Here is a 24712-nt window from a genome sequence, read left to right on the forward strand (position 1 = left end):
TGATGGGTCTCCAGCCGATCCGGCAGCCGTACCAGTACGTACGGACCGCGCTGGCCGAGCCGGACTGGCGTCGGCTGCCGGGCTGGCGCGACGTCACGGCGCGGCAGTGGCGGGACGCGCAGTGGCAGCGGGCGCACTGTGTGAAGAACATCCGGCAGCTGCGGGCGGTGGCCGGCGAGCTGCTCACCGACCGGTTCTACGAGGAACTGGCCGCCGACCAGGCCCAGTTCGCCATGATGTCGATGCTGCTTCCGCCGCAGATGCTCAACACCATGGCGCCGTACGCCCCGACCGATCCGGAGTCCTTCACCGAGGCGTTCTTCGCCGACCCGGTCCGCCGCTACATGCTGCCCGTACGCGCGGACCGGCACCCGCGGTGGCCGAGCCACCCGAAGTCCGAACGGGACTCGCTGCACGAGGCCGAGATGTGGGTGGTGGAGGGCCTGACGCACCGTTATCCCACCAAGGTGCTGGCCGAGTTGGTCTCCACCTGCCCGCAGTACTGCGGGCACTGCACCCGGATGGACCTGGTCGGCAACTCCACCCCGCAGGTCAGCAAGACCAGACTGGTGCTCCGGCCGGCCGACCGGCAGGAGCAGATCCTCGACTACCTCAAGCGCACCCCGGCCGTCCGCGACGTGGTGGTCTCCGGCGGCGACCTGGCCAACGTGCCCTGGCCCCAACTGGAGTCTTTCCTCGTCCAGTTGCTGGAACTCGGCTCGGTGCGCGACATCCGGCTGGCCAGCAAGGCGGTGGTCGGCCTGCCGCAGCACTGGCTGCAGCCGCAGGTGCTCGACGGTCTCGGCCGGGTGGCGGCGGTCGCGGCCCGGCGCTCGGTCAACCTCGCCGTGCACACCCACGCCAACCACGTGCAGTCGGTCACCCCGCTGGTCGCGGAGGCGGCCCGGGCGCTGCTGGACGCGGGCGTCCGGGACGTCCGCAACCAGGGCGTGCTGATGCGCGGCGTGAACGCCACCCCCGAGGACCTGCTCGACCTCTGCTTCGCCCTCCAGGGCGAGGCGAACATCCTGCCCTACTACTTCTACCTGTGCGACATGATCCCCAACTCCGAGCACTGGCGCACCTCGATGCACGAGGCCCAGCGGCTCCAGGAGGCGATCATGGGCTACCTGCCCGGCTACGCCACCCCCCGGATCGTCTGCGACGTACCGGACGTCGGAAAGCGCTGGGTGCACCAGGCGGTGGCCTACGACCGGCTCCGCGGCATCTCGTACTGGACGAAGAACTACCGCACCGAACTCGAGGTCCGCCAGGCCGAAGACGCCGGCCTCGACGCCCCGCTCGACCGGCGCCACCCCTACTACGACCCGCTGGACACCCTCCCCGAACCCGGCCGCGGCTGGTGGTCCGGGCAGCCCGGCGGGTCGTGCTCCCGAACCTCCGGAAGGACCCTCGGTGAACCCAACTCCTGAGAACGACACCGGCCCGCTGCGCCGGATGTGCTGGATCTTCCCCGACCGGGAGTCCACCCGGACGGGCGCGATGTGGAAGCACTACTTCTGGGACCTCTACGAGGAGGTCGCCGAGCAGCAGGGGATGAGCTGGACCAGGCACTCCCCCGACGCGGTGACGGTGGACGGCACGGTGCGCGGTGCGCCCCGGGTGTACGTGGACGACGAACTGGTCAGCCCGCACGACACCTTGTTCGTCACCGCGCTCTACTCGCTGCCCTACCAGTCGATGGACATCTTCAACCAGTACGCGCTGTACGCGGTGCTCGAGGAGGCCGGTTTCTACCTGCCCTTCCCGCCGAAGGTGTCGCTGATCGGCAACGACAAGCTGGCCACCCTGCTGCACCTGAACGGCTCCCCGGTGCCCCCGATCCCCTCGATCCGGATCGGCAGCGGCCGGGACGTCGGCAAGCACCTCTACGAGGTGGCGCTGACGAACATGACCTACCCGGCCATCGTCAAACCGGCCGGGTGGTGCGGTGGCGGCGGGATCAACCTGGCCCGCAGCTCCGAGGACATCCGGGGCCTGGCCAGCCTGGCCCAGGGCGGCGACACCACACTGGTGGTGCAGCCCTACCTGGGCGACGGCACGGTGGACTACCGGGTGTACGTCATCGACGGCAAGCCGTACGCCGTGCTGAAGCGGACCCCGGAGGACGGCTCGCCGGTGGCCAACGCCAGCCGGGGCGGCACCATGGAGTTCGCCGAGATCCCGGCCGAACTGGCCGAGGCCACCGCCTGGTTCGCCGAGCGGCTGCCGATCCCGTTCTTCTGCGTCGACTTCCTGCACGACGGCGAGCGGTTCTGGCTCTCCGAGCTCGAGCCCGACGGTGTGATCGCCCCGGACCTGGACGATCCGGACCGGACCATCCAACGCGGCATCACCCGGGCCCGGTTCGCCGCCTACCGGGACGCCCACGCCAAGTGGTGGGCCAACAGCAGCGCAGAGGCGGGCACGATATGACCGACTTCTCGCTCACCCCGGAGGCGGCCGAGCCGCAGCTCCGGGTCGCCCGGCAGTCGCTCGAACTGCTGCGGAGCGTCCCCGAGTTGGCGCCTCGCTACGCCGACCTCGGCCGGCTGCGCACGCTCGGCGACCTTGCCGCGCTGCCGCCGATGATGAAGGACGACCTCAACATCGCCCTGGCGCACCTGGAGCCCAAGGCCGAGGTCGGTGCCACCTGGCTGTTCCAGAGCGGCGGCAGCACCGGCGCGCCCAAGGTCGGCTACGCGCCCACCGGCTTCTACATGGCCGGGGTGTACGCGCGCTGGCGGCCGCTGGAGCGCGACGACGTCTTCGTCAACGCCTGGGGTGCGGGCCGGATGTGGGGCGCGCACTTCCTCGCCGCCGCGCTGGCCGACCTGTCCGGCTGCCAGGTGATCGCGGTGGGCTCGGTCACCAAGGACGAGTACGCCGACTGGCTGGCCTTCTTCGCGACCCGCAGGGTGACCGCGATCGGCGGGACGCCGAGCGTGCTGCGCCTGTGGTTCGCGAACGCCAGGGCCGCCGGGGTGAAGCTGCCGGCCCTGCGCAAGGTGCTCTGGCTCGGCGAGGCCTGGCAGCCCCAACTGGACGAGGACATGGCCGCGGTGGCGCCGGAGGCACGCCGCTGGGGCATGTTCGGCAGCACCGAGACCTGGGTGGTCGGCACCAACACGCCGGACTGCCCGGCCGACACCTTCCACACCCTGCCCGAGCAGCTGGTGCACGTCGACCCGGACGGACTGCTGGACTTCACCACCCTCAACCCGGAGATGCTCAACCCGGTGCTGCGCTACCGGACCGGCGACGCCGGGGAGTTGGTGTCCTGCCCGTGCGGCCGGCCGGGCCGGGCGATGCGGGTGCTCGGCCGCCGGGACAGCGTGGTGCAGGTGCGCGGCCTGGGGCTGCACGTGGACGAGATCATCGGCCGGGTGGAGCGGGAGCCGGGGGTGACCCGGGCTCAGATCCTGCTCACCCAGCAACAGGGCCGGGCCACCGGGGTCGACCTGCTGCTGCTCACCGGCGGCGGCGCGACACCCGACGTCGACCGGATCCGCACCGAACTGCTCTCCGCCACCTTCACGTTGAGCACCGCGTTCCAGCACGACCCGGAGTCCTTCCGGGTCCGCGAGGTCGACGCGCTGATCAGCAACGACCGGACCGGCAAGACCGCCAACCTCGTCGTCCGGGAGGACTCGTGAAGCCGCGCAGGCCGGTCTCGCTGGGACGCGGGTTCAACCTCTACTGGTTCGGACAGACCATCAGCACCGTCGGCGACCGGATCACGGTCTTCGTGGTGCCGACCGTGATGATCTTCGTGCTGCACGCCAGTGCCCTCCAGGTCGGGATCGTGGCGATGGCCCAGTACCTGGGCATCCCGCTGCTCGGGCCGATCGCCGGTGTCCTGGTGGACCGTTGGGACAAGCGCTGGACCATGCTGGGCTGCGACTTCGTCCGGCTGCTCGCGGTCGCGGTGATCCCGCTGGCGTACTGGCTGGACTGGCTGTCCACGCCGCTGCTGTTCGGCTGCGTGGCGGTGATCAGCGGTGCGACGATCTTCTTCACCGTCGGCTACCTGGTCGCCGTGCCCGCCGTGGTGTCCAAGGACCACCTGGTCCGCGCCTACTCCCGGCTGGAGGGCAGCCGTTCGGTCTCCGAGGTGGCCGGCCCGTCGATCGCGGCCGGTCTGTACAGCGCGCTCGGCGTGGCCGCCCTGCTGGTGGACGCGGCCAGCTACCTGGTCTCCGCGCTGTGCTTCCGCTCGATGCCGTCCTGGGGCGAGAAGACCGTCACCGAGGGCTCGATCTGGCAGCGGCTGACCATCGGCTTCCGGCTGAACTGGTCGGACCCGGTGCTGCGGCGGGTGGTGCTGGCGGCGGTGACGCTGAACTGCGGCGGGCCGATCTTCGTCACCGTGCTCCCGGTGCTCGCGTACCGGGGCCTCGGCGCCTCGGTGGCCGTCTTCGGCGCGGCCATGTCGGTCGCGGCGGTGGGCGCGCTGGTCGGCGCCGTGGTCGCCCCGAAGATCAGCGAACGGCTGGGCACCGGACGGACCTTGGCCTGGGCGCTGCTGCTGCACTGCCTGGTCGGCCTCGGTGTGCTCGCCGCGCCCACCCTGCCGACCGGCCCGGTGATCGCCGTGACGATGGGCTGCTACGGCTTCTTCATGTCCTGCATCAACGTGTGCAGCGCGCCGATCCGGCAGTCCCGGATGTCCGCCCAGCACCAGGGCGCGATGCACGCCGCGTTCCGGACCTTCACCTGGGGCGTCATCCCGCTGGCCGCCCTGGTCGGCGGCGTGGCCGTCACGCTGCTGACCGGCCCGCTGGGCATCCTGGACGCGGCCCGGGTGACGATGGCGGGCGGCACCCTGCTGGCGGCCTGCTCGTTCCTGCCCGCGATCGGGGTCCAACCACGGCTCGACGCGGCCGCCGAGGAGCAGGACCGGGCGGCCGGCACCGCCCCGGCCCTGGCTGACAGCGCGTCATGACGGCCGAACACGGGATCGTGCTGATCACCGGGACGTCCTCCGGTATCGGGCTGGCCACCGCCGTGGCCGCGGCCCGGGCCGGGTACACCACGGTGGCCACCATGCGGGAGCCCGGCCGGGCCGGGGCGCTGCTGGAGGCGGCGGGCCGCGCCGGGGTCTCGGTGGACGTCCGCCGCCTCGACGTCACCGACCCGGACTCCGTCGCCGCCTGCGTCGACGGCATAGAGCGGACCTACGGCCGGCTGGACGCGGTGGTCAACAACGCCGGCATCTCCAACTTCGACCCCACCATGGAGATGTCCACCATGGCTGCGCTGCGGGCCAACCTGGACGTGAACTTCTTCGGCGTGGTCGAGGTCAGCCGGGCCGCGATGCCGCTGCTGCGGGTCGGCCGCGGCCGGCTGGTGACCATCGGCAGCGTGCACGGGGTGGTCGGCCAGCCGTTCAACGAGGCGTACTGCGCCGCGAAGTTCGCCGTCGAGGGGTTCATGGAGAGCCTGGCGCCGGTCGCCGAGGCGCACGGCGTGCAGGTCTCGGTGGTGGTGCCCGGCTTCGTCCGGGACACCTCGTTCGGGATCTTCCCGGACATCAACCGCAAGACCGTGCAGGCCGCTTCGGGACCGTACGCCGGCACTTTCGCCGACTACGTCGCCTGGATCGGCAGTCAAGGCTGGGCGGCGGCTGGGCAGTTGGCGCAGGAGGTGGCCGAGGTGGTGGTCCGCACCCTGCGGGCCGAACAACCGCCGTTCCGCGTCCCGGCCAACCAGTGGGCCGCCGACTACCTGGCGGACAAGCTCACCGACGGGGACGGAACAGCCGTCCAGACTCTGGCCCGTACCTGGATCGGGCTCCCCTAGACCCTCCGACCGACAGGAGAGACAGTGCCCGCGAAATCACTGCAACAGCTGGTCGACCACGCCCGGACCCATTCGCCGTTCTACGCGGAGGCGTACCGCGACGTACCGCAGGTGGTCTCGCACATCACCCAGCTCCCCATCATCGACCAGACCGCCTTCTGGGAGGCGAACACCTGGCCGGACAACCGCCTGCTGACCGGGCCGCTGACCGATGCGGGCGTCTACAAGAGCGGCGGCACCACCGGTGTCCCGAAGCTCTCGGTCTGGTCCCGCGCGGAGCACGCCGACTCGGTGACCGCGTTCGGCGCGGGCATCGTCCGGGCCGGTCTGAAACCGGGTCACCGGGTGGCCAACCTGTTCTGGGCCGGTGAACTCTACGGCGGGTTCCTGTACATCGAGGGCGCCCTGCACCACGCGCCGGTGGACAACGTCCGGCTGCCGGTCGGCGCCGCCGCGTCCAGCGAGTACATCGTCGACCTGATCAGCGCCTTCGGGGTCAACGTGCTGGCGGGCGTGCCGATGAAGCTGGCCGCCGTGGCCGAGCACCTGATCGAGCGCGGCCAGGTACTCGACTCCATCGAACTGCTGCTGTTCGGCGGCGACCTGCTCTTCACCGACCTGCGGCCGATCCTGTCCCGGGCCTTCCCCAAGGCGGCCGTCGCCTCGGTCGGTTACGCCTCGATCGACGCGGGCCTGGTCGGCCAACCGGTGCCGGGCGAGGACGTCCGGGTGCACGAGGCCTTCCCGGACCGCACCCTGGTGGAGCTGGTCGACGACGTGACCGGTGAACCGATCACCACCCCGGGCGTGCCGGGACGGCTGCTGGTCACCAACCTGTTCCGCACCCTGATGCCGATCCTGCGCTACCCGGCGGGCGACCGCGCCGAGTGGGTCGACCCCGAGCGGCAGCGGTTCCGGCTGCTCGGCCGGTCCTTGGAGGGCGGCCGGGTCGGGATGGTCGCGATGCCGATCGAGGACGTCCGCGCGGTGCTGGTCGACAACGACCCGGACCACCACATCGTCGGCATGCAGATGGTGCACCGCCGTTGGGACGGCCGGGACGCCCTGATCCTCCGCCTCGGGTACGTCAACGAGCCGCCCGCCGAGCTGAGTCAGCAGCTGGTCGACGCCGTCTACGCGGCCCGTCCGGTCTTCCCCGCCGAGGTGGCGGCCGGCGCCATCCACCACCTCGGGATCGAGTGGGTGCCGACCTCCGAGCTGGTCACCAACCCGCGCACCGGCAAGCTCCAGCAGGTGCTGGACGAGCGCCCGCCCACCTGATCCGCCCGCCGTGCCCGCCCCGCCGATCCAGCGGGGCGGGCACGCCGGTCCGGTCAGTCGCTGTGCGGCTTCCCGGCCAGGATCACGCTCTGCCCGCGGAACTCCGCGACCACCTTCCCGGTGGCCTGACGGACGCTCACGTCGTAGATGCCGGTGCGCCCGGACCGCACCCGCTCCACCGCCTCGGCCACCAGCTCGTCGTCGACGGCGGCCGGGGCCAGGAAGGTGACCTGCGCCGCCTGCGCCACGGTGACCGGCCCGTAGCTGTTGCAGGCGTAACTGAACGCCGCGTCGGCCAGCAGGAACAGGTAACCCCCGTGCGCCATCCCGTGGCCGTTCACCATGCTCGCGGTCACCCGCATCCGCATCAGCGCCCGGCCGGCCGACACCTCGTCGAGGGCGATCCCCAGCGTCTGGCAGGTCCGGTCGCGCTCGTACAGCGCGGCGATCCTCGGCTGGCCCGTGAGAGCCGCTCCGACACCTGTTCCCATGATCTCCTGCCTTCCCCCTGCACAGCCCGACAACGGACAGCCCGACAACCGCGGCCCCGGCTAACCGTCGGCGAGCTGCTTGCTGTGGACCGTCGAGCTCCGACGGACCGTCATGCCCACCCGCTGGTACAGCGTCAGCGCGCCGGTGTCCGAGTGCGTCCAGAGCGTACAGCCGCTCCTGCCCCGCCGGTGGAACTCCCGGAAGGTGTGCTGGAGCAGCAGCCGGGCGATCCCCCGGTTGCGGTGGTCGCGCCGGACCGCGACCCGTTCGACGTACCCCTCCTCGGTGCCCGGCACGTCCAACGCGAGGACCGCGCCGACCAGTTCGCCGTCCGCGAAGGCCAGCGAGGACATCGCCGGGGCGAAGGTGGCCCGCTCGACGGCGAGGAGCGCCCACTCCTCGTACGACTTCCGCCGGGACTGCCACTCGTCGAAGGCGTCCTCGGTGAGCTGGTACACCGGGCGCTCGTCACCCGGCCGGAACGGCCGCACCGTGATGCCCGGCGCCGGCTCGGGGACCACCGGCTCGGTCGGCAGCCCGATCCCCAGCAGCCAGGCGGTGACCATCGGGTGGTACCCGTGGGCGCGCACCAGCGCCACGGCGGCCAGGTCGCCGTCGGGGACGGTCTGCGCCACCCACTCCGTACCCGCCTGGCGGGCCCGCGCCTCGACCCAGGCGAGCAGCGCGGAGCCGATGCCCAGACCCCGGTGGGCGGGGTGCACGTCCACCTCGGAGCGGCGGTTCACCCAGGCCCGGCCGACCAGTTCGCCGGCCGGACCGTGCACCAGCACGGTGTCCAGCTCCGGGACCAGCCCGGGGCGGGCGAGGTCGGCGGCGACGGTGTCGAGGTCGGTCTCGGCCGCTCCGTACAGGTCCTGCTCGCAGATCTCCACCAGCCGGTGGATCGCCGGGAGGTCGGCTGCCGTGGCGGGTCGGGTGCGGTATCCGGCGGGCAGGTCCTGCGGCGCGTGAGCTGACATGCAGTGCACCCTCCGCCATCGCGGCCGCCGCTGTCCACCCGATTGGCCCGGCCGGGCCGTCGCGTCGCACCGATCCGCACACCGGTTCCGCACCCGCCCTGCACCAGGCGTCCCATTCGCCTGCGACGGCGGGTGCCGGGTGGCAGCATGGTCCGGGTCGCACGTGCACATCTGATCGGGGCCCAGATGTTGACTGAATCGTCGGTGGTGTCAGCGGTGCCCGGGCCCAGCCCGGCCCGGCCGGACCACCAAGCGGACGCGAGCACCCTCACCGGCGGGTCCGCGTACGGGTTGCTCGGCGCCGACGTCCATGTGTCCGCCGAGGGCGTGCCGTTGTACCTGCTGGCCGACTGGCGTCGGCCGGAGCGGCTCGACGACGCCTGGCTGGCCGAGCAGCCGAGCCGGCTGCTGGACGCCGGGTCCGCCGTGGTCGGGTTCACCGGCCGGGAGCGGGAGTTGGCCGAGCTGAGGCGGTGGTGCACCGACGGGCCGCCGGCCGCGGCCCGCTGGCTGCACGCTCCCGGCGGGCAGGGGAAGAGCCGGATCGCCGGTCAACTGGCCGGGGAGCTGGCGGAGTCGGGCTGGCAGGTCGTCACCGCTGCCGAGGGCCCGGGCGCCGTCCTGCCGCCGCCGGGGAGTACGGATCTCCGGCCGGCCGGTGCCGTCGGCCTGCTGCTGCTGGTCGACCGGGCCGACCACTGGCCGCAGAGCCGCCTCGCCCGGCTGCTCGGCAACGCGCTGCTGCACCAGGCCGGTCTGCCGACCCGGGTGCTGCTGCTCGCGCGCGGCGCGGACGCTCCGCCACTGCTCCGGGACGCCTTCGCGGACCTCTCGCGGCAGACCCTGGCCCCGCTGTCGGCGACCGACCGGCTCGCCGTGTACGTGGCGGCCCGGGCCGCGTTCGCCGAGAAGTACGGCGTCCGGCCGCCCGCCGATCCGGTGGAGCTGGCGCACCCGGAGTTCGGGCTGACCCTGGCCGTCCAGATGGCCGCGCTGGTCGCCGTGGACGCGTACGCCACCGGCCGTCGGGCACCGGCCGATCCGGCGGGACTGTCCGTCTACCTGCTCGACCGGGAGCAGTTCAACTGGGCCCGTCTGCACCGGGGGCTCAGACCCGGGCGGTTCAGCTCCCCGCCCTGGGTGATGAACCGCACCGTCTTCACCGCCACCCTGACCGGACCTCAACCTGCGGGCACCGCAGCAGAGTTGATCGGCTCCCTGGGCCTGGACCACCCGACCGCCGCGCTGCTCGCCGACCACGCGGCCTGCTACCCGCCGCCCGGTACCGGCACCGCCCTGCACGCCCTGGCCCCGGACCGTCTCGCCGAGGACTTCCTCGCCCTCACCCTGCCCGGCCATCCGGCCGACCATCCGGCCCAGCCGTGGGCCCCGGCCACCGCCGCGGCGCTGACCCGGGCCGGCTGGCGGCCCGGACGGTCCGTCACGGTCCTGGCCGCGGCGGCGGCCCGCTGGCCGCACATCGGGCCGAACTGCCTGTACCCGCTACTGGACGCCGACCCTGGAACGGCGGTCGCGGCGGGCAGCCCCGGCCTCGCCCACCTGTCCGAACTCCCGGACATCACACCGGAGTTACTGGAGCAGGTCCTCACCCAGATACCGTTCCCGACCCCGGCCGACCTGATCCCTGGCCGGGCCGCCGTGCTGGTCCGCCTGCTGCCGCACCGGCTGGCCAGGACCGAGGATCCGGCGGTGCACGCCCGGATCCACGCCGAGCACGCCGGCCACCTGGCCGAGCTGGGCCGGGACGCCGAGGCGGTGCAGACCGCGCGGCGGACCGTACAGCTGATCGGGCATCTGGTGGCCGCAGCGCCGGGCCGCTACGAGCCCCGGATGGCGCGAGCGCTGGCCGCCCTGGCGGACCGGCTCGGCCGGGCCGGGCGTCCGGACGAAGCCGCCGAGGTCCAGGCCCGGGCGGTCGAACTGCTGCGACAGCGGCCCGACTTCGAACCGGGACTGGCCGCGGCCCTGGCGGCGCACGGCAACCACCTGGAACGGGCCGGCCGCTGGGGCGAGGCGCACCGGGCGAACCGGCAGGCGGTCCAGCGCTACCGCCGCCTGGCGGAGCAGGACCCCGCTCACCGGGCCGGGCTGGCCGCCGCGCTGACCGACGCGGCCGGGATGTCCCTGCGCGGTATCGGGACGGACGACGACCTCGACCCGGCCCGGGAGGCGGTGGCACTCTGGCGGACCCTGGCAGTCGAGGACCCGGACACCCACCGGCCGGCGCTGGCCTGCGCGCTGCTCGGCCTGCGCAACGACCTTGCCAGGGCCGGGCGTTGGGACGAGGCGGTGCGCGCGGGCCAGGAGTTGGTGGCGCTGCACCGGACGTCCGCGGAATCGGGCGGCGAGGCGCATGCCACGGCGCTCTCCGAGCTCCGCCGACTGCTCACCGCGGCCGGGCGGCCCGCCGAGGCCGTACCGGCCGGAGCCGAGGCGGTGACGCTCTGGCAGCGGCTCGCCGAGCGCGCCCCGGCGACCCACCGGGCCGCCCTGCTCGCCGCGCTCGACGGGCAGCGGCAGGCCCTGCGCGCGGCCGGCCGGGCGGCGGGCCCGGCCCCGGCCCCGGCCGGGCTCTGGTCCCCGCCGCCGGTGCCGGTCGAGGTGCGCGCCGCCGAGCTCGCCCAGCAGCAGGACTGGCCCGGCTACTGGGAACTCACCTGCGCCGCACCGGTGGTGGACGCCGTCCCGCTGGCCTCCCGGCTGCTCTCGGCGGGCTGGAGCCCGCCGGACCCCGCCGACCGGGAGCTGCTGGACCGGCTGACCGCGCTCGACCCGGACGAGGTGACGGCGGCCGCCACCCGCGCGGTCGCGGCGGCCACCGTCCGGCTGCCCGCCGGACTGCACCTGCTGGACGCCGACCACGTCTCGTTCGCCCACGGCAGCCCGGCGCTCGCGCTGGCCACGCCCGGCCACGGCACCCGGCGGGAGGTGATCGAGACCCTGGATCTCGCGCGGGACGCCCGCGCCACCCTGCACCAGGGCGAGGCCGGGCACTCCGCCGTCGCCTGCCTGGGCCCGGGCCAGGTGGTGGCCGCCCGCCGGGTCGGCGGGGACGACCCGCACTTCGAGCTGGTCCGGCACTCGGCGGCCGGACCGCAGCTGCTGGCGGCCGGCACGGCGGTGGCCGCCGCCCGGCTGGTGCCGACCGCCACCGGGTACGTGGCCGGGCTCCGGCTCACCCCCGGGGCGCTGGTGGACGACGGGCGGTCGGAGCTGCGGCAGGTCGGCCTGGAGCCGTGGGGGCTGGCCAACGCCGAACTGCTCGCGGTGGCGCCGGACGGTGACCGGCTGGTGCTCTCCGACGGCCGCCGGCTGGTCCTCACCGACACCGGCCTGCGGGGCGTGCTCGGCACGGCCACCGTCCCCGCCGAGTCCGGCCGGCTGCTCGACCTGACCTTCGCCGGGCCCGGCCGGCTGCTCGGCTCGGGTCGCCAGGGCGGCCTGACGCTCTGGGAGCTGGACGGCGCCGAACCCCGCCCGACCGTCCGGCGGGACACCCCGCGGCTGCGCAACCTGTTCGCCGTACCGGCCTGGCAGGTGGTCGGCGGGCTGGCCCCGAGCGAGGGGCGGGTGCACTTCTACGACCGGCGGAGTCTGGCCCCGGTGCCCGTACCGCCCCACCTGGCCGACACCGTCGAGTGGCCCCGGGTGCTGCGCTGCTCACCGGACGGCCGGTTCGTCGCGTACGCCGGGCGGCCCGTGGCGGACCCCCGGGACGGCTCCGCCCTGCTGCACGACCTGCACCACCCGGGCGCGCTGCTGCACCGGCCGCCGGGTTCACTGTCCCGGACCGAGTCGGCGGTGCTCGCCGCCCGCTTCCCCGGCGACCGCGACGTACGCGAACTGCTGCTCCTGGCACACCACTTGAGCCTGCGCGCCGCCGACCAGAACAGCCCGCGACCGTCCTGACGAGGTGAGTGGGGCGGACGGGGCGGTCGACACCGGGGCATTCAACAGGTCCACATCTCCACTCTCCCGGCTGGTCATACGAACGCCAACCAATCTGGAGAGACATAGGGCAGCACCGATCGCCACGCTCGACCCAAGCCCTGGGAGAACCCGTCATGGCCCCTGCTCTCAGCTCCCCCACTGTCGCCCGACCCACCGTCACCCGACCCGCCACCCGCTCCGGCGCCACCGCCGCCCCGGCCTACTCGGTCTCGCTGGCCACCGACGAGGCCGACGTCCGCGCGGCCCAGCGGCTGCGGCACGACGTCTTCGCGAACGGGATGGGCGCGGTCCTGGACACCCCGGTGCCCGGCCTGGACATCGACCCGTTCGACCAGTTCTGCGACCACCTGCTGGTGCGCGAGAACGAGACCGGCGAGGTGGTCGGCACCTACCGGCTGCTCCGCCCCGAAGCGGCGGTCCGGGCCGGGCGGCTGTACTCCGAGACCGAGTTCGACCTGACCAACCTGGCGGCCGTCCGCCCCGGTCTGGTCGAGGTGGGCCGGTCCTGCATCGACATCCGGCACCGGGACAACGGCGCGGTGATCAACCTGATGTGGGGCGGCATCGCCCGCTACCTGGTCGACACCGGCAACACCTGGGTGGCCGGCTGCTGTTCGGTCCCGCTCGCCGACGGCGGCGCCACCGCGGCCGGGGTCTGGGACACCATGGCCGCCCGCTACCTGGCCCCGGCCGAGTACCGGGTCACCCCGCACCGCCCCTGGGACCCGACCGGCGTCGCCCGCCCGGAGCGGAGCACCATCCCCGCGCTGCTCCGCGGCTACCTGCGCCTGGGCGCCTGGGTCTGCGGCGAGCCCGCGTACGACCCGGACTTCGGGGTGGCCGACCTGTACGTGCTGCTCTCGCTGGAGCGGACCGACCCGCGCTACCTCCGGCACTTCCTCTCGGCCGGAACGGGCGCGTGAGCGCGCCATGAGCAGCTGGCTCCCCACCGCGCCCTGTACACCGGAGAGTTGCCTCGCCGACCCGGGGCCGAGGGTCTCCGCCCCGCTGCGTCTGCTGCGCGGGTTCGGCAGCTTCGGTCCACTGCTGGCCGGGATCGCCGTGGTCGTGCTGACCCGGGGCTGGGGCCGGGTGCCCCGGCTGCGGGACGGTCTGCTCCGGCTCTGGACCAGGTCGGTCCTGGCCGGGATGGGCGTCCGGCTGCGGGTCGTCGGGACGCCCGCCCCCGGCGCCGTGCTGCGGGTGGCCAACCACATCTCGTGGCTGGACATCGTGCTGTTCACGGCCGTCCGGCCCGGGCCGATGCTGGCCAAGACCGAGGTCAGGTCCTGGCCGGTGGTCGGCGCGCTGACCGGACTGGGCGGGACGGTCTTCATCGACCGCGACCGGTTGCGTCAACTGCCGGGCACCGTCCGCGAGATGGCCGCCGTACTGCGGTCCGGACGGCCGGTCACCGCCTTCCCCGAGGGCAGCACCTGGTGCGGCGCGGCGGGCGGGCGGTTCCGCCCGGCGGCGTTCCAGGCGGCGATCGACGCGGGGGCCCCCGTCCAGCCCGTGACGATCCGTTACCAGCTGCCCGACGGCCGGCTCTGCACCGCCCCGGCCTACGTCGGCGACGACGAACTGCTCCCGTCCATCCGCCGGTTGCTGGGCACCCGGGGCGTGGTCGCCGAACTCGTCTTCCACTCCCCGATGCCCACGAACAACGGCACCGACCGCCGCCTGCTCGCCCGCCGGGCCCAGGCCGCCGTCGGCAGCCACCTCGGGGCCGACCACCGGGTCGACCGCCCGCACGTCCCCGCCCAGCAGCGCCCGCAGATCGCCGGGGCGGCCGCCTGGCGCTGATCCTCAGTTGCTCCAACTGCCCTAGCCGAACCGGCCGTTCACGTAGTCCGCCGTCCGCTGGTCGGCCGGAGCGCCGAACAGCCGGTCGGTGGGGCCCGCCTCGACGATCCGCCCCGGGGTGTCGTGGCTGGCCAGGAAGAACGCGCAGGACTGCGAAACCCGCTGCGCCTGCTGCATGTTGTGCGTGACGATCACGATGGTGAGCCGGCCCCGCAGTTCGGCGATGGTCTCCTCGACCCGCCGGGTCGAGGTCGGGTCCAGCGCGGAGCAGGGCTCGTCCATCAGCAGCACGTCCGGCGAGACCGCCAGCGAACGGGCGATGCAGAGCCGCTGCTGCTGCCCGCCGGAGAGCGAACCACCGGGCGAGCGCAGCCGGTTGCTGACCTCCTGCCAGAGCCCGGCGGCCTGCAGACTGCTCTCCACCAGGTGGTCCCGGTGTTCGCGGTCGGTCCTGATCCCGGCCAGCTTGAGACCGCTGGCGACGTTGTCGTAGATGCTCATCGCCGGGAACGGGTTGGGCCGTTGGAAGACCATGCCGATCCGCCGCCGGACGTCGGCGGGGCGCCGCCCGGCGGCGTAGACGTCGGTGCCCGCGAGCAGCACCTCACCGGACAGGCTCGCGCCGCGGACCATCTCGTGCATCCGGTTCAGGATCCGCAGATAGGTGGACTTGCCGCAGCCGGACGGGCCGATCAGCGCGGTGACCTGACCGGCCGTCATGCTCAGCGAGACCCGGTCCAGCACCTTGCGGTCACCGAACCAGGCCGACACGCCCCGGGTCTCGATGCCGTACAGCGAGTCGTCGAGCCTGGGCAGTACGGCGGTGTCGATGGCGTCGGTCATCCCGTTGGTCCTTCAAGTCGAGGTCAGCAGCGGTCAGTACAGATTGGGCAGCAGCGCGGCGGCGTTCTCGTAGCAGCTCCAGAGCAGCGCGCCGAGCACCGGCACCGCGCACAGGTAGGCCGCCCAGCGGTGCCAGAGCCGGACCGCGAGGGTGGTCAGCGTGACGCCCGCGAGCAGGCCAAGTCCCCAGAGCTGGAGCGCCGGCAGGGCGGCGCGGTCGGCGGCCAGCGCCTTGTCGGTGGGCCGCAACGTGCCCCGGGTACCGGAGTTGGGCTGCGGATCGCCGAGCAGCCGGGCGCCGACCATCACGGTCGAGGAGGAGATCCAGTCCGAGTCGCCGGTGACCAGCACCAGCCGGTTCTCGGCCTGGTCGGTGAGCGGACTGCCGCCGTCGCCGTGCTCGTTGACGGCGTAACTGGCCTTTCCCTGACCGGTGGTCACCTCGATCCGGTCGCCGTCCCTGAGCTCGCCGATCCGGGCGAACGGGGCGCCGAAGCTGACCCGGCGTCCGAACAGCACGCTGACGCCGCGCTGTCCCGGCAGCACGGTGTCCCGCCGGTGGCCGGGGCCGCGCATCAGGTCCCGTCCGGTGGTGCCCTCGACCACCACCGTCTGGCGCAGGCCGAGCGCCGGGATGTCCAGCACGGCGAGCGGTGCGCCGTCGGTGGTCGGGCCGGTGGGGGCGACCTGCTTGGCGAACTGGTCGCGCAGCGTCCGGTACGCGGCGGCCTGCGCGTGCTCCTCCTGCAGCCCGGACAGCGCGGGTACGAAGACGGCGAAGCCCAGCGCCAGTCCGGCCAACGAGCTGGCCGCCCAGCCCGCCTGCACCACCCGGCGGCGGGCCGCCGAGGCCGGCGGGCGGACGGCGGGCTTCACCGGCGCCGGACCGGTGGTGCCGACCGGCCGGTCCAGCGTGGGGGCGCTCATCGGGCCGCTCCCCGGTTGCGCCGCCGGGCGGCCAGCCAGCCGCCGAGCAGCGGCGGTATCGCGACCACGGCGAGCAGTTCGAGGGCGGTCAGCGTGCTGAGCAGCCACTCGTCCTGGCGGTTGCCGACCTCCACCACGCTCGCCTGCAGGTTGTTCGAGCCACCGGATCCGCCGGTGCCACCCGCGCCGCCCGCGCCGATCACCTGGCCGGTCTGCGGGTCGATCACCGGCGGCGCCGCGTTCGGGTCACCCCCGGTACCGCCCCCGGTGCCGCCCGCCGCCGGGTCGCCGCTCCCGCCGCCGGTCGAACCACCGCTGCCACCAGCGGAGTTGCCGCCGCCTCCACCGTTCCCGGCGGTTACCGGCTTGCCGTCCTTGACCACGCAGTCCAGCGGGGCGCCGGCTTTGTCGCACGGGCTCGGCTGCGGCGCGTTCACCAGCACGGTGAGCCGGCCCGAGCTGTCGAAGGTCGGGTTGGCGCAGTTGTCCAGCGTCTCCGCGTTCACCGGGCTGGCGTTGCCCGGGATGTGGCCGACCTGGAGCATCCCGCCGCGCACCAGGTTGCGCGGGATCGGCGAGTAGCCGAGGCTGTCGGCCTGCCCCTGCCCCGCGCACAGCACGTAGGAGATGAACCGGCTGAGCGCGTTGCCCTTGGCGTCGTTGAACCGGGGCGGCACCGGGTCGGCGGCGCCCTGCCGCGGCACGATCAGGTAGCTGTAGCTGGAGACCGGGTAGGCCCGGGGGTCGTTCATGTTGTAGACGCCGTCCAGGTTCTGCTGCAGGAAGTTCGGGTCGCTGGGCGGTGTCGCGTCGTCAACTCCCTTGATCCTGGCGGCGGTCAGCGCGACGGCGACGTTCGAGGCGGTCGGCAGCGAGTAGTACCCGGCGGCGTTCAGCACCTTGACGACCGGCCAGTTGCTGCGCTTGGCGAAGGCGTACTCGTCGTAGCCGATGGTGCCCACGTTGCCCGCGGACTTGATGAAGTTGGCCACGGCGTCGGAGCCGTTCTGCGCGGTCATCCGCGGGATGGTCGGGTAGAACTCGGTGTAGTCGCCGCAGCTGACACCGTTCCTCGCCTTGCAGTACTCCTCCCACTCGGCCTGGTGGGTGTGCTGCATCCAGCGGGTGAACTGGGCGGTGGCGCCGGAGCCGTCGGAACGGACCACCGGACTGATCTGAAGGCTCGGCAGCGCCCGGCCGTAGTCCTTGGTGATCGCCGGGTCGTTCCAGTTGTCGATCGTGCCGGTGAAGATCTTCACCAGGGTGTCCGAGGAGAGCCGCAGGTCGGTGACCCGCTTCCCGGCCACCACCAGGTTGTACATGAACGCGGTGCCCCCGGCGGTGACCGGCACGTACGAGTAGCCGTACACCGCTCGCTCGGCCCCGGCGGCGCCCGAGCCGCCGATCGCCCCGCTCGCGCCGGTGTCGGGCTTGGAGCGGAACGGGACGTCGGAGGCGGTGAAGTCGTTCAGCCCGGCCGCCCAGTTCTTCCGGCCGGCCGCCGAACCGGCCGGGTTGAAGTTGATCTGGATGCCCTGCGGCACCACGTCCTGGCGCCACTGGTCGATGGCCGGACCGGCCCAGCTGGAGCCGTCCGCGTTGAGCGAGGTCGCGGCGTGCGCCGGCGTCGCCCGGCCGAGCGCTGCCGAGGCGGCGAGCAGCAGCAGGACGAGCAGCACGGCGGCTGCGCGGTGCGGCCGGTGAGCGGATGCCCACGGCATGGGGACTCCTCTGGGGTGGTCGGTCGGTACCGGAGTGGAAGGGGTGGGTCTCATCGCGCGCGCCCGCCCGCGGCGTCCAGGGCGATCCGGCGGCGCTGACGGCGGCTCAGCTCCCCCGGCCGGTGGCCGCCGAGGACCCGGGCGGTGACGAACAGCACCAGCACGACGGCCATCAGGGTCAGCGCGGCGGCGAACGCCCGGGACTCCATGTCGGGGTAGGGCTGGCGGACGTAGTTCCAGATGTACAGCGGCAGGCTGACCTGCTGCCCGGCGAACGGGTTGCCGTTGTGGAACGCGGTCATCCCGGAGGTGAGCAGCACCGGCGAGGTCTCGCCGACGCCGCGCGCCATGCCGAGCACCACCGCGGTGGCCAGGCCGGGCCGCGCGGTGGGCAGCACCACGCTCCACACCGTGCGCCACTGGCTGGCGCCGAGCGCGTAGGACGCCTCCCGCAGGGTGCCGGGCACCAGCCGGATCACCACCTCGGCGGCCCGGGTGACGATCGGCATCATCATCACGGTGAGCGCCAACGAGGCGGCGAAGCCGCTCCGTTCCGCCCCGAGGGTGAGGATCACCACGCCGAGCACGAACAGCCCGGCGACGATCGAGGGCAGTGCGGTCATCGCCTCGACCAGGGTGCGCACCGGCCGGGCGAACCGGCCGCCGACCTCGGACAGGTAGACGGCGGCGGCGATGCCCAGCGGGACGGAGAACAGCGTGGCCAGGCCCAGCTGTTCGAGCGAGCCGATGATCGCGTGCAGCGCGCCGCCGGAGGTGATCGGGGAGAGTGCGGCGGTGGTCTCCATCGACTCGGTGAAGAAGTTCAGGTGGCTCGTGGCGCTCAGCCCGCGCAGCAGCAGGAAGCCGACCTGCTCGACGATCAGCCCGATCACCAGCAGGCCGGAGCTCCAGGCCAGCACCGTGACCAGCCACTCCCGGACCAGCCGGGCGTCCCACTGCAGGGCGGTGGCCCCGGCGAAGAAGGCCAGGAACAGCAGGTACCAGCAGAGCACGAAGCCGAACGCGCCACTGAACGGCAGCACCCGCTCGTACAGCAGCCAGTCCAGGCCCAGCGAGCCGCCCAACGCTCCGGCCACGGTGGCGAGTTCGGCGCGGGTGACGCCACCGGTACGGATCCGGGTCTCCGGTCCTTCCGTGGCGCCGGGGGCGGTATCGGCGGGGGTCTGCGCGAGGGTGTCGGTCATCGGCCGTGTCCTAGCTGCTCAGTCGGAGGTCGCCGCGCCGGAGCGCGAGCGGTTGATGATGACGCCGGCCGCCAGGTTGACCAGCAGCGTCAGGGCGAAGAGCACCAGTCCGGCCGCCATCAGGGCGGAGAGTGACAGTTCGTCGGACTCGCCGAAGCGCAGCGCGATCAGCGCCGAGATCGAGTTGGCGCCGTTCTCCAGCAGGTGGCCCTTGAAGACGAAGGCGGGCGAGATGATCAGCGCGACCGCGATGGTCTCGCCCATCGCCCGGCCGAAGCCGAGCATCACCGCGCCGATCACCCCACCCCGGCCGAACGGCAGCACCACCGTACGCACCATCCCCCAGCGGGTGCTGCCCAGCGCGTACGCGCCCTCCCGCTCGCCCTGCGGGGCCTGCGAGAACACCTCCCGGCTGAGCGAGGTGATGATCGGGATGATCATCAACGACACCACCACCCCCGCGATGAAGGTCGAGGAGGTGTACGAGACATTCACGTCCCCGCCCCTGACCTTGAGGAACGGCACCCGGTCGCCCAGGTGGTTGGAGGCCCACCGGGACAGCCCGGTGATCCTCGGCTGGAGGAAGAACAGGCCCCAGAGGCCGTACACGATGCTGGGGATCGCGGCCATCAGGTCGACCAGCGAGATCAGCACCCCGCGCACCCGGACCGGCGCGTACTCCGCGATGAAGACCGCCGTGCCGAGCGCCACCGGGACCGCGATCAGCAGCGCGACCAGGGCGATCAGCACGCCGTTGGGGAGCACGGCGGCGATGCCGAACTGGAGGGCGTCGGTGTTCCAGCGCTGCTCCGTCAGGAAGGACCAGCCGGTGGCCTTCAGCGCCCGGCCGCCGCGCAGCAGCAGGAAGAAGGCGATCAGCCCCATGATCAGGAAGACCGAGAGCCCGGCGGCGGTCAGCCCGGCCCGGAACAGCCGGTCGCCCGGGGTGACCGGTGCGCTGATCCGGCGCGGCCGATCCTGGTCCTGGTCCGTCGGGACAGGGGTGGCGATGGTCATGGCAGGGTTCTCCGCTGCGGTCGGAACGGGCAACTGGCGTGCCGGGCAGGCCGGTTCACTTCCGGCCGAGCAGCCGACGGACGCCCCCGGCGATCCGCCCGCCGAGATCGGTGCCGCTCAGCAGCAGCGTGGTCGGGCCGCCGACCAACAGCACCCCGCCGATCACCAGCAGCACCGGCAGCAGCAGCCGGGCCGCGCCGGCCCGGTCCTGCCCGGGTCGCCCGGCCGCCACGGGGGCGGCGGCCACCGGGGAGTTCGAGGCGGCCGGCGACTTGCCACCGGCCGGGGCGGCCACCGGAGCGGCTCCCGAACCACCGCTCGTACCACCCGAGTCGGTGCCACCGGAGGAGCCGTTGCTCGTGCTCTGCCCGCCCCCGGTGGAGCCACCGGCCGTACCCGCCGGGTTCACCGGGACGGGTACGGCCGGCTCGGCCACCGCGACCTGATTGCCCGGCAGGGCGGAGTCCTGTGCGGCGACATGAGCCGCGGCCGCCTTGGCCTGGGCCGACTGAGCCTCGGTCAGCGCCAGGAAGCCCGGCGCCAGCAGACCGGGCGCGGTGCCGTAGACCTGCCCGCCGCCCAGGTCGGTGGCCTGCCGGACGAACCGCGAGATCGCCCCCGCCTTGGCGCCGTCCAGGCCGCCGGTCGGCAGCATCGCGTACTGCACGGTGGTCAGCGGGTAGGCCGCCTTGGCACTCGCGAACGCCGATCCGGCTTCCCCGTACGGGAGTTGCTGGGTCCCGGTGACCGGGTCGGTGGTCATCACCGAGACCGCCGCCTGGAGCGCGCCGAGCGAGGGGGTGACGAACTCCCCGGCCGGGTTGGCCAGCGCCGCCTCGGGCAGCGAGTACGCCTTGGCCTGCCCCGCGTCCATGATGGCGAACAGCGCGCGCTGACCGACCGGCTGGGCCCCGCACTTGGGGTGGCTGCCGGTGTTGTCGATGTTCGGGTCGCTGCAGCTGGCCCGGCCCTCCAGCACGCTCCGGGCGACCTGGCCGAGCCCGCCGATCAGCGGGTTCCACTCGTACTGCTTCCAGTGCCCCGGGCCGCTGAAGTCCTGCGGCTGGAAGGTGTCGACCGGGTAGCCGGTGAACTTGGACCGCAAGTAGAAGGAGTTCAGCCGCATGCCCCACGGGTCCTTGGCTCCGCCGAGGAACTGGGCGGCCTCCGGGTCGGCGGCGATCCAGGAGGTGACCTGGTGGACCAGGTCGGAGGTGCCGCCGATCACCACGGGGGTGGTCTCGGCCTTGTTGCCGCCGGAGCCGCACTCCGGCCAGACCGGGCCGTTCACCACGTCCACCGGGTTGAGCTTGAGGAACTCCGGGTCCAGGAAGACGCACTTCGGGTTGCCGTCCACCGAGGGGATGGTGGCGCCGTACTGGAGGTCGTAGGACTGGGTCAGCAGCTTGGCCATCAGCCGGGCGTTCAACCGGAGTTGGCGGATCTGGCGACGGTTGGTGCCGTCGTCGATCACGTACACCACGGAGACCGCGGTGCTGCCGAGCGGCGCGTAGACGTACGGCCGGGTGGCCGGGGCGTGCTCGGCCCGGGCGGTCAACGCCACGTCGGCGCCCCGGCGTTCGAGGAAGGCGGCCCGGGCCTGCGGCTCGCCGCCGCCGAACACGTACTGCAGGTTGAGCGGCTGGTCACCGGCGCAGAAGCCGGCCCGCCACTGCTGCACCGCGCGGTTGGCCATCTCCAGGCCGGCCATCGCGAACTCGGCGTCGGCCGCCTTGCAGTCGCTCGGCGTGGCCGCGAACTCCAGTGGCACCACGGCCCGCTGGTTCCAGGCGCAGCTCTCGCCGGTCTGGTAGCGGCCGCCGGCGTTCTTCCGGAACGAGCCGTCCGAGGCGGTGTTGAAGAAACCGTCGCTGTCCGGCGAGTGGTCCTCGCAGTTCACCGTCCCGACCGGGGTCTGGTAGGCGCCGATCGAGTCGCCGCCGTACTGTGGCTCGACCACGATCGAGCAGGCGTGCGCGGCGTCGCAGCCCAGCGTCTGGCTCTGCTGGGAGGTCCACAGCTCGATCTCGGCCTCGCCGGTGCCGTCCGGCCGGGTGGCCGCGATGACCATGTTGGTCGGGAACTCGGGGGTGGTGGCGCCCTGCGCCATCTCCTGCTCGAAGCCCTTGGCCGGGTCGCCGTTGTAGACGGTGCTGCCGTAGCAGTCGGTGGGCTTGGGGTCGGTCCCCCGGCACTGGTAGACCCGGACCGGGTAGAGGATGTCGGAGGAGCCGACCACGGCCACGTCCACCGGACCGCCCCAGCTGAACACCGTGGGGGTGAAGCCGGACCAGCGCACCCGGACCCGCTCGTTGCCCAGGTTGCCCGCGTTCTCCAGGGTGACCGAGCCACGGTCCCCGGTGGTCCAGTCCTCGGGGTGCCAGACCGGCGGGCCCGGCACCGTCACACCGCCCGCCGCGTGCGCCCGGGGCACCGTACCGAGGCCGCCGGGCAGCACCGCCAGGGTGACCGCCACCGCCCAGGCGAGGGTCGCGGCCGCGAACACTGTCGCCCACCGCCGACGCGCGGAACTGCCCGGTCTGCGGAGCCTCATGGGGTGCCCTTTCGATGTGCCGATCACGGCCGTCCTGAACCGGACCCGGCCGGTCGAGACTCCGGTATTTCCCCATGTGGATATGACAGTTGATGACCATTCAGATGTATGAGACCCCAACTTGCCAGCGGGCGGCCTCACATGGTTCGGCCCGTGGCGCGTCCAGCGCGCCACGGGCCGTCGTCGCAACGGGTCAGGAACCCTGGGTGTAGCTCAGCGCGAACGAGCCGACCTGGCCGCCCGCGGTGAAGAACGAGGTGCCCAGCTTGCTGTCCAGGTACTGCGCACCCTCGGCGTCCACGGCCAGCCCGGTGGAGGTCAGCGAGCTGACCCCGGCGCTGAGCGCGACGGTGCTGTCGGTCGGCTCCAGCAGCGCGACCGGGGCGGTGGCGCCCAGCGGCACGCCGGTCAGCTGCCAGTTGTCGATGTCGAAGGCCAACTGCTGGAACAGCACGGTCTTCCCGGTCCGGACGTTGACCGCCAGCAGGCTGCCGCCGAGCTGGACGTTGCCGTAGTACTCCCGCAGCACGCCGGTCGCGGCGGTGACCGGGAAGCTGCCGGAGAAGCCCGCGGCGCTGTCGTACGCGGCGGTGCCCGGCGGCAGCGGCACCACGAAGATGCCCGCCTCGGCGCTGCGGCGCAGGAACTCACTGTCCTCCCGGACCACCGCGGTGCCGATCGAGGCGACCGGCACGGTGGCCGTCACCGCGTCGGGGGCGGCCGGGGTCTCGGTGGCGGCGGCGGTACCGGTCAGGCCGGTCAGCACGGTCACGGCGGTCAGCGCGGCGGCGCCGGCCAGGGCGAGCCGGGTACGGAGGCGGGTCATGTCGGGCTCCTTGGATGACGGGACGGATCTGCGGGGTGGGCGGGACGGCCCGACGGCCGGGCCCCTGCGGGCACGGCCGTCGGGTACTGCGGGGAACGGTGGATCAGATGGTGGTGGTGGTCCCGCAGGCCGCGCCCGGCAGGGCCAGGAAGCCGTAGTTGGTGATGGTGGCCGGGTGGGTGCAGATCCAGCCGGTGGAGCTGAAGACGTTCTTCAGGGCGGTGGAGTAGGTGCCCGGGGTGTTCCAGGCGGCGGCCCGGACCACGTTGTAGACCACCCGGCCGTAGGCGCTGGCCGCGAACGGGGCGTTGATGGTGTGGGCGGCGTTCACCGGGGCCACGCCGTTGATGTTGCGCAGGGTCAGGTTGCCCGGGTTGTCGGTGGGCGTGCCGTGGCCGCCGTACACCTGGCTGATGTTGTGCGCGACCGAGTAGGGGAAGATCGCGTCCACGTCGTCCAGGGCCGGGGTGGTGCCCGTGTTCTCCTGCGGGCCGCTGGTGACGCAGGCGCCCGGGGTGACCGGGGTGGCGCCGCCGATGGCCTTCAGGAAGAAGGTGCGGGTGCCCGAGCCGTTCTGCGGCAGGAAGGGCTTGATGGTGCCGGCGGTGCCGCCGACCGTGCTCCAGTTGGTGACGGTGCACTCGTAGATGCCCTTGAGCTGGGCGGTGGTGAGGTTCGCGGGGGCGTGGCCGCCGTTCTTGGCGGACCAGGTCACCGCGTCCTTGGCGAACGCGACGAACAGGTCGTCGGTGGTGTCACCGGTCTGCGGGCCCCGGGAGGACCGGGCGAAGTCGACGGTGGTGCTGGTGTTGTTGTTCAGCGCGGTGACGCCGGCGCTGGAGCCGTTCGGACGGGCGATGGTGGCCGCGCCGGTCTTCGGCGTGATGGTCGCGGAACCGGTCGGGTCCCAGCTGTACAGGCGGGGGGTGCTGGCCGGCTGGCCGACGATCGAGGCGTTGTAGTCGGCCGAGATCTGGGCCAGGTAGGTCGAGGTGGTGTCCGAACCCGTGCCGACCAGGTCGACGGCGTTCGGGGTGACACCCGGGTCGGCCTGGGCGGGAACTGCCGCGAGGGCGACGGTGGCGGCGGTGACCGCGACAGCGGCGACCAACTTGGCGGCGGTGTGGCGCATTTGGTGTTCCTCCGGTCGGAGTGAGCATCAGTGGTGCCTGCTCCCGACCGGGGCCCGGACGGGAGCACCGGCGGGCCGCACTCGGCGGCCGGCTGCCCGGCGGCTCAGATACTTGCCGGGCGGCACGTGCCGGTGGAAGGTCCGTCCGGCCCGG

At 73.2% G+C, this 24712-nt stretch carries 19 protein-coding genes; 9 read left to right on the top strand and 10 right to left on the bottom strand.

What is annotated here, in order from left to right; translation table 11 throughout:
- Positions 1-2: 2 nt before the first annotated feature.
- Genes F4556_RS02525 through F4556_RS02550 form a run of 6 tightly spaced genes read left to right on the top strand, consistent with a single transcriptional unit; the run spans position 3 to position 7083 of the window.
- Entirely contained in the window at positions 3-1433 is a 1431-nt protein-coding gene (locus tag F4556_RS02525) for a KamA family radical SAM protein (protein ID WP_184911284.1), read from the top strand.
- Positions 1417-2436 (top strand): ATP-grasp domain-containing protein, encoded by a 1020-nt coding sequence (locus tag F4556_RS39330; protein WP_184911287.1) that lies wholly within the window; start codon positions 1417-1419, stop codon positions 2434-2436. The genes F4556_RS02525 and F4556_RS39330 overlap by 17 nt, the downstream gene beginning before the upstream one ends.
- Complete coding sequence (locus tag F4556_RS02535; protein WP_184911288.1) at positions 2433-3656, top strand: phenylacetate--CoA ligase family protein; 1224 nt, start codon at positions 2433-2435, stop codon at positions 3654-3656. Before F4556_RS39330 ends, F4556_RS02535 begins: the two co-directional genes overlap by 4 nt.
- Positions 3653-4945, top strand: coding sequence for an MFS transporter (locus F4556_RS02540; protein ID WP_184911290.1), 1293 nt, complete (start codon positions 3653-3655; stop codon positions 4943-4945). Before F4556_RS02535 ends, F4556_RS02540 begins: the two co-directional genes overlap by 4 nt.
- On the top strand, positions 4942-5802 hold the full coding sequence (locus F4556_RS02545) for an SDR family NAD(P)-dependent oxidoreductase (RefSeq protein ID WP_184911292.1): 861 nt from the start codon (positions 4942-4944) through the stop codon (positions 5800-5802). The genes F4556_RS02540 and F4556_RS02545 overlap by 4 nt, the downstream gene beginning before the upstream one ends.
- Before the next feature lie 24 nt (positions 5803-5826).
- Positions 5827-7083, top strand: a complete 1257-nt coding sequence (locus F4556_RS02550) for an AMP-binding protein (RefSeq protein WP_184911294.1) — start codon at positions 5827-5829, stop codon at positions 7081-7083.
- A 53-nt stretch (positions 7084-7136) separates the two neighbouring features.
- On the opposite strand, the gene paaI is transcribed toward F4556_RS02550, so the two are convergent.
- Both paaI and F4556_RS02560 read right to left on the bottom strand, forming a co-directional pair.
- A complete protein-coding gene (paaI, locus tag F4556_RS02555; RefSeq protein WP_184911296.1) occupies positions 7137-7574 on the bottom strand; it encodes a hydroxyphenylacetyl-CoA thioesterase PaaI in 438 nt (145 codons plus the stop codon).
- A 60-nt stretch (positions 7575-7634) separates the two neighbouring features.
- The gene (locus F4556_RS02560) at positions 7635-8555 is read right to left on the bottom strand and encodes a GNAT family N-acetyltransferase (protein ID WP_184911298.1); all 921 of its coding nucleotides are present in this window, start codon (positions 8553-8555) and stop codon (positions 7635-7637) included.
- A gap of 216 nt (positions 8556-8771) precedes the next feature.
- On the opposite strand from F4556_RS02560, the gene F4556_RS02565 reads away from it, so the two are divergent.
- From F4556_RS02565 to F4556_RS02575, 3 genes are all read left to right on the top strand, one after another.
- Entirely contained in the window at positions 8772-12485 is a 3714-nt protein-coding gene (locus F4556_RS02565; protein WP_184911300.1) for a tetratricopeptide repeat protein, read from the top strand.
- A gap of 155 nt (positions 12486-12640) precedes the next feature.
- The gene (locus tag F4556_RS02570; protein ID WP_184911302.1) at positions 12641-13450 is read left to right on the top strand and encodes a GNAT family N-acetyltransferase; all 810 of its coding nucleotides are present in this window, start codon (positions 12641-12643) and stop codon (positions 13448-13450) included.
- 7 nt (positions 13451-13457) lie between these two features.
- Positions 13458-14333: a lysophospholipid acyltransferase family protein gene (locus tag F4556_RS02575; protein ID WP_184911304.1), complete on the top strand. Its 876-nt coding sequence runs from the start codon at positions 13458-13460 to the stop codon at positions 14331-14333.
- A 21-nt stretch (positions 14334-14354) separates the two neighbouring features.
- Here F4556_RS02575 and F4556_RS02580 read toward each other — a convergent pair whose 3' ends face one another.
- From F4556_RS02580 to F4556_RS02615, 8 genes are all read right to left on the bottom strand, one after another.
- Complete coding sequence (locus tag F4556_RS02580; RefSeq protein WP_184911306.1) at positions 14355-15176, bottom strand: phosphate ABC transporter ATP-binding protein; 822 nt, start codon at positions 15174-15176, stop codon at positions 14355-14357.
- Positions 15177-15209: 33 nt separating this feature from the next.
- Positions 15210-16103: a sortase gene (locus F4556_RS02585; RefSeq protein WP_184911308.1), complete on the bottom strand. Its 894-nt coding sequence runs from the start codon at positions 16101-16103 to the stop codon at positions 15210-15212.
- Positions 16100-17824, bottom strand: a complete 1725-nt coding sequence (locus F4556_RS02590) for a substrate-binding domain-containing protein (protein WP_184911310.1) — start codon at positions 17822-17824, stop codon at positions 16100-16102. The genes F4556_RS02585 and F4556_RS02590 overlap by 4 nt, the downstream gene beginning before the upstream one ends.
- A gap of 50 nt (positions 17825-17874) precedes the next feature.
- A complete protein-coding gene (gene pstA, locus F4556_RS02595; RefSeq protein ID WP_184911312.1) occupies positions 17875-19029 on the bottom strand; it encodes a phosphate ABC transporter permease PstA in 1155 nt (384 codons plus the stop codon).
- An 18-nt stretch (positions 19030-19047) separates the two neighbouring features.
- Complete coding sequence (pstC, locus tag F4556_RS02600; protein ID WP_184911314.1) at positions 19048-20046, bottom strand: phosphate ABC transporter permease subunit PstC; 999 nt, start codon at positions 20044-20046, stop codon at positions 19048-19050.
- Between the two features lie 55 nt (positions 20047-20101).
- Positions 20102-22552, bottom strand: coding sequence for a hypothetical protein (locus F4556_RS02605; protein WP_184911316.1), 2451 nt, complete (start codon positions 22550-22552; stop codon positions 20102-20104).
- Positions 22553-22793: 241 nt separating this feature from the next.
- A complete protein-coding gene (locus F4556_RS02610; RefSeq protein ID WP_184911318.1) occupies positions 22794-23426 on the bottom strand; it encodes a hypothetical protein in 633 nt (210 codons plus the stop codon).
- Positions 23427-23529: 103 nt separating this feature from the next.
- Positions 23530-24558, bottom strand: coding sequence for a substrate-binding domain-containing protein (locus tag F4556_RS02615; protein WP_184911320.1), 1029 nt, complete (start codon positions 24556-24558; stop codon positions 23530-23532).
- Between the last annotated feature and the right edge of the window lie 154 nt (positions 24559-24712).

The sequence above is a fragment of the Kitasatospora gansuensis genome (assembly GCF_014203705.1).
Taxonomy (GTDB): domain Bacteria; phylum Actinomycetota; class Actinomycetes; order Streptomycetales; family Streptomycetaceae; genus Kitasatospora; species Kitasatospora gansuensis.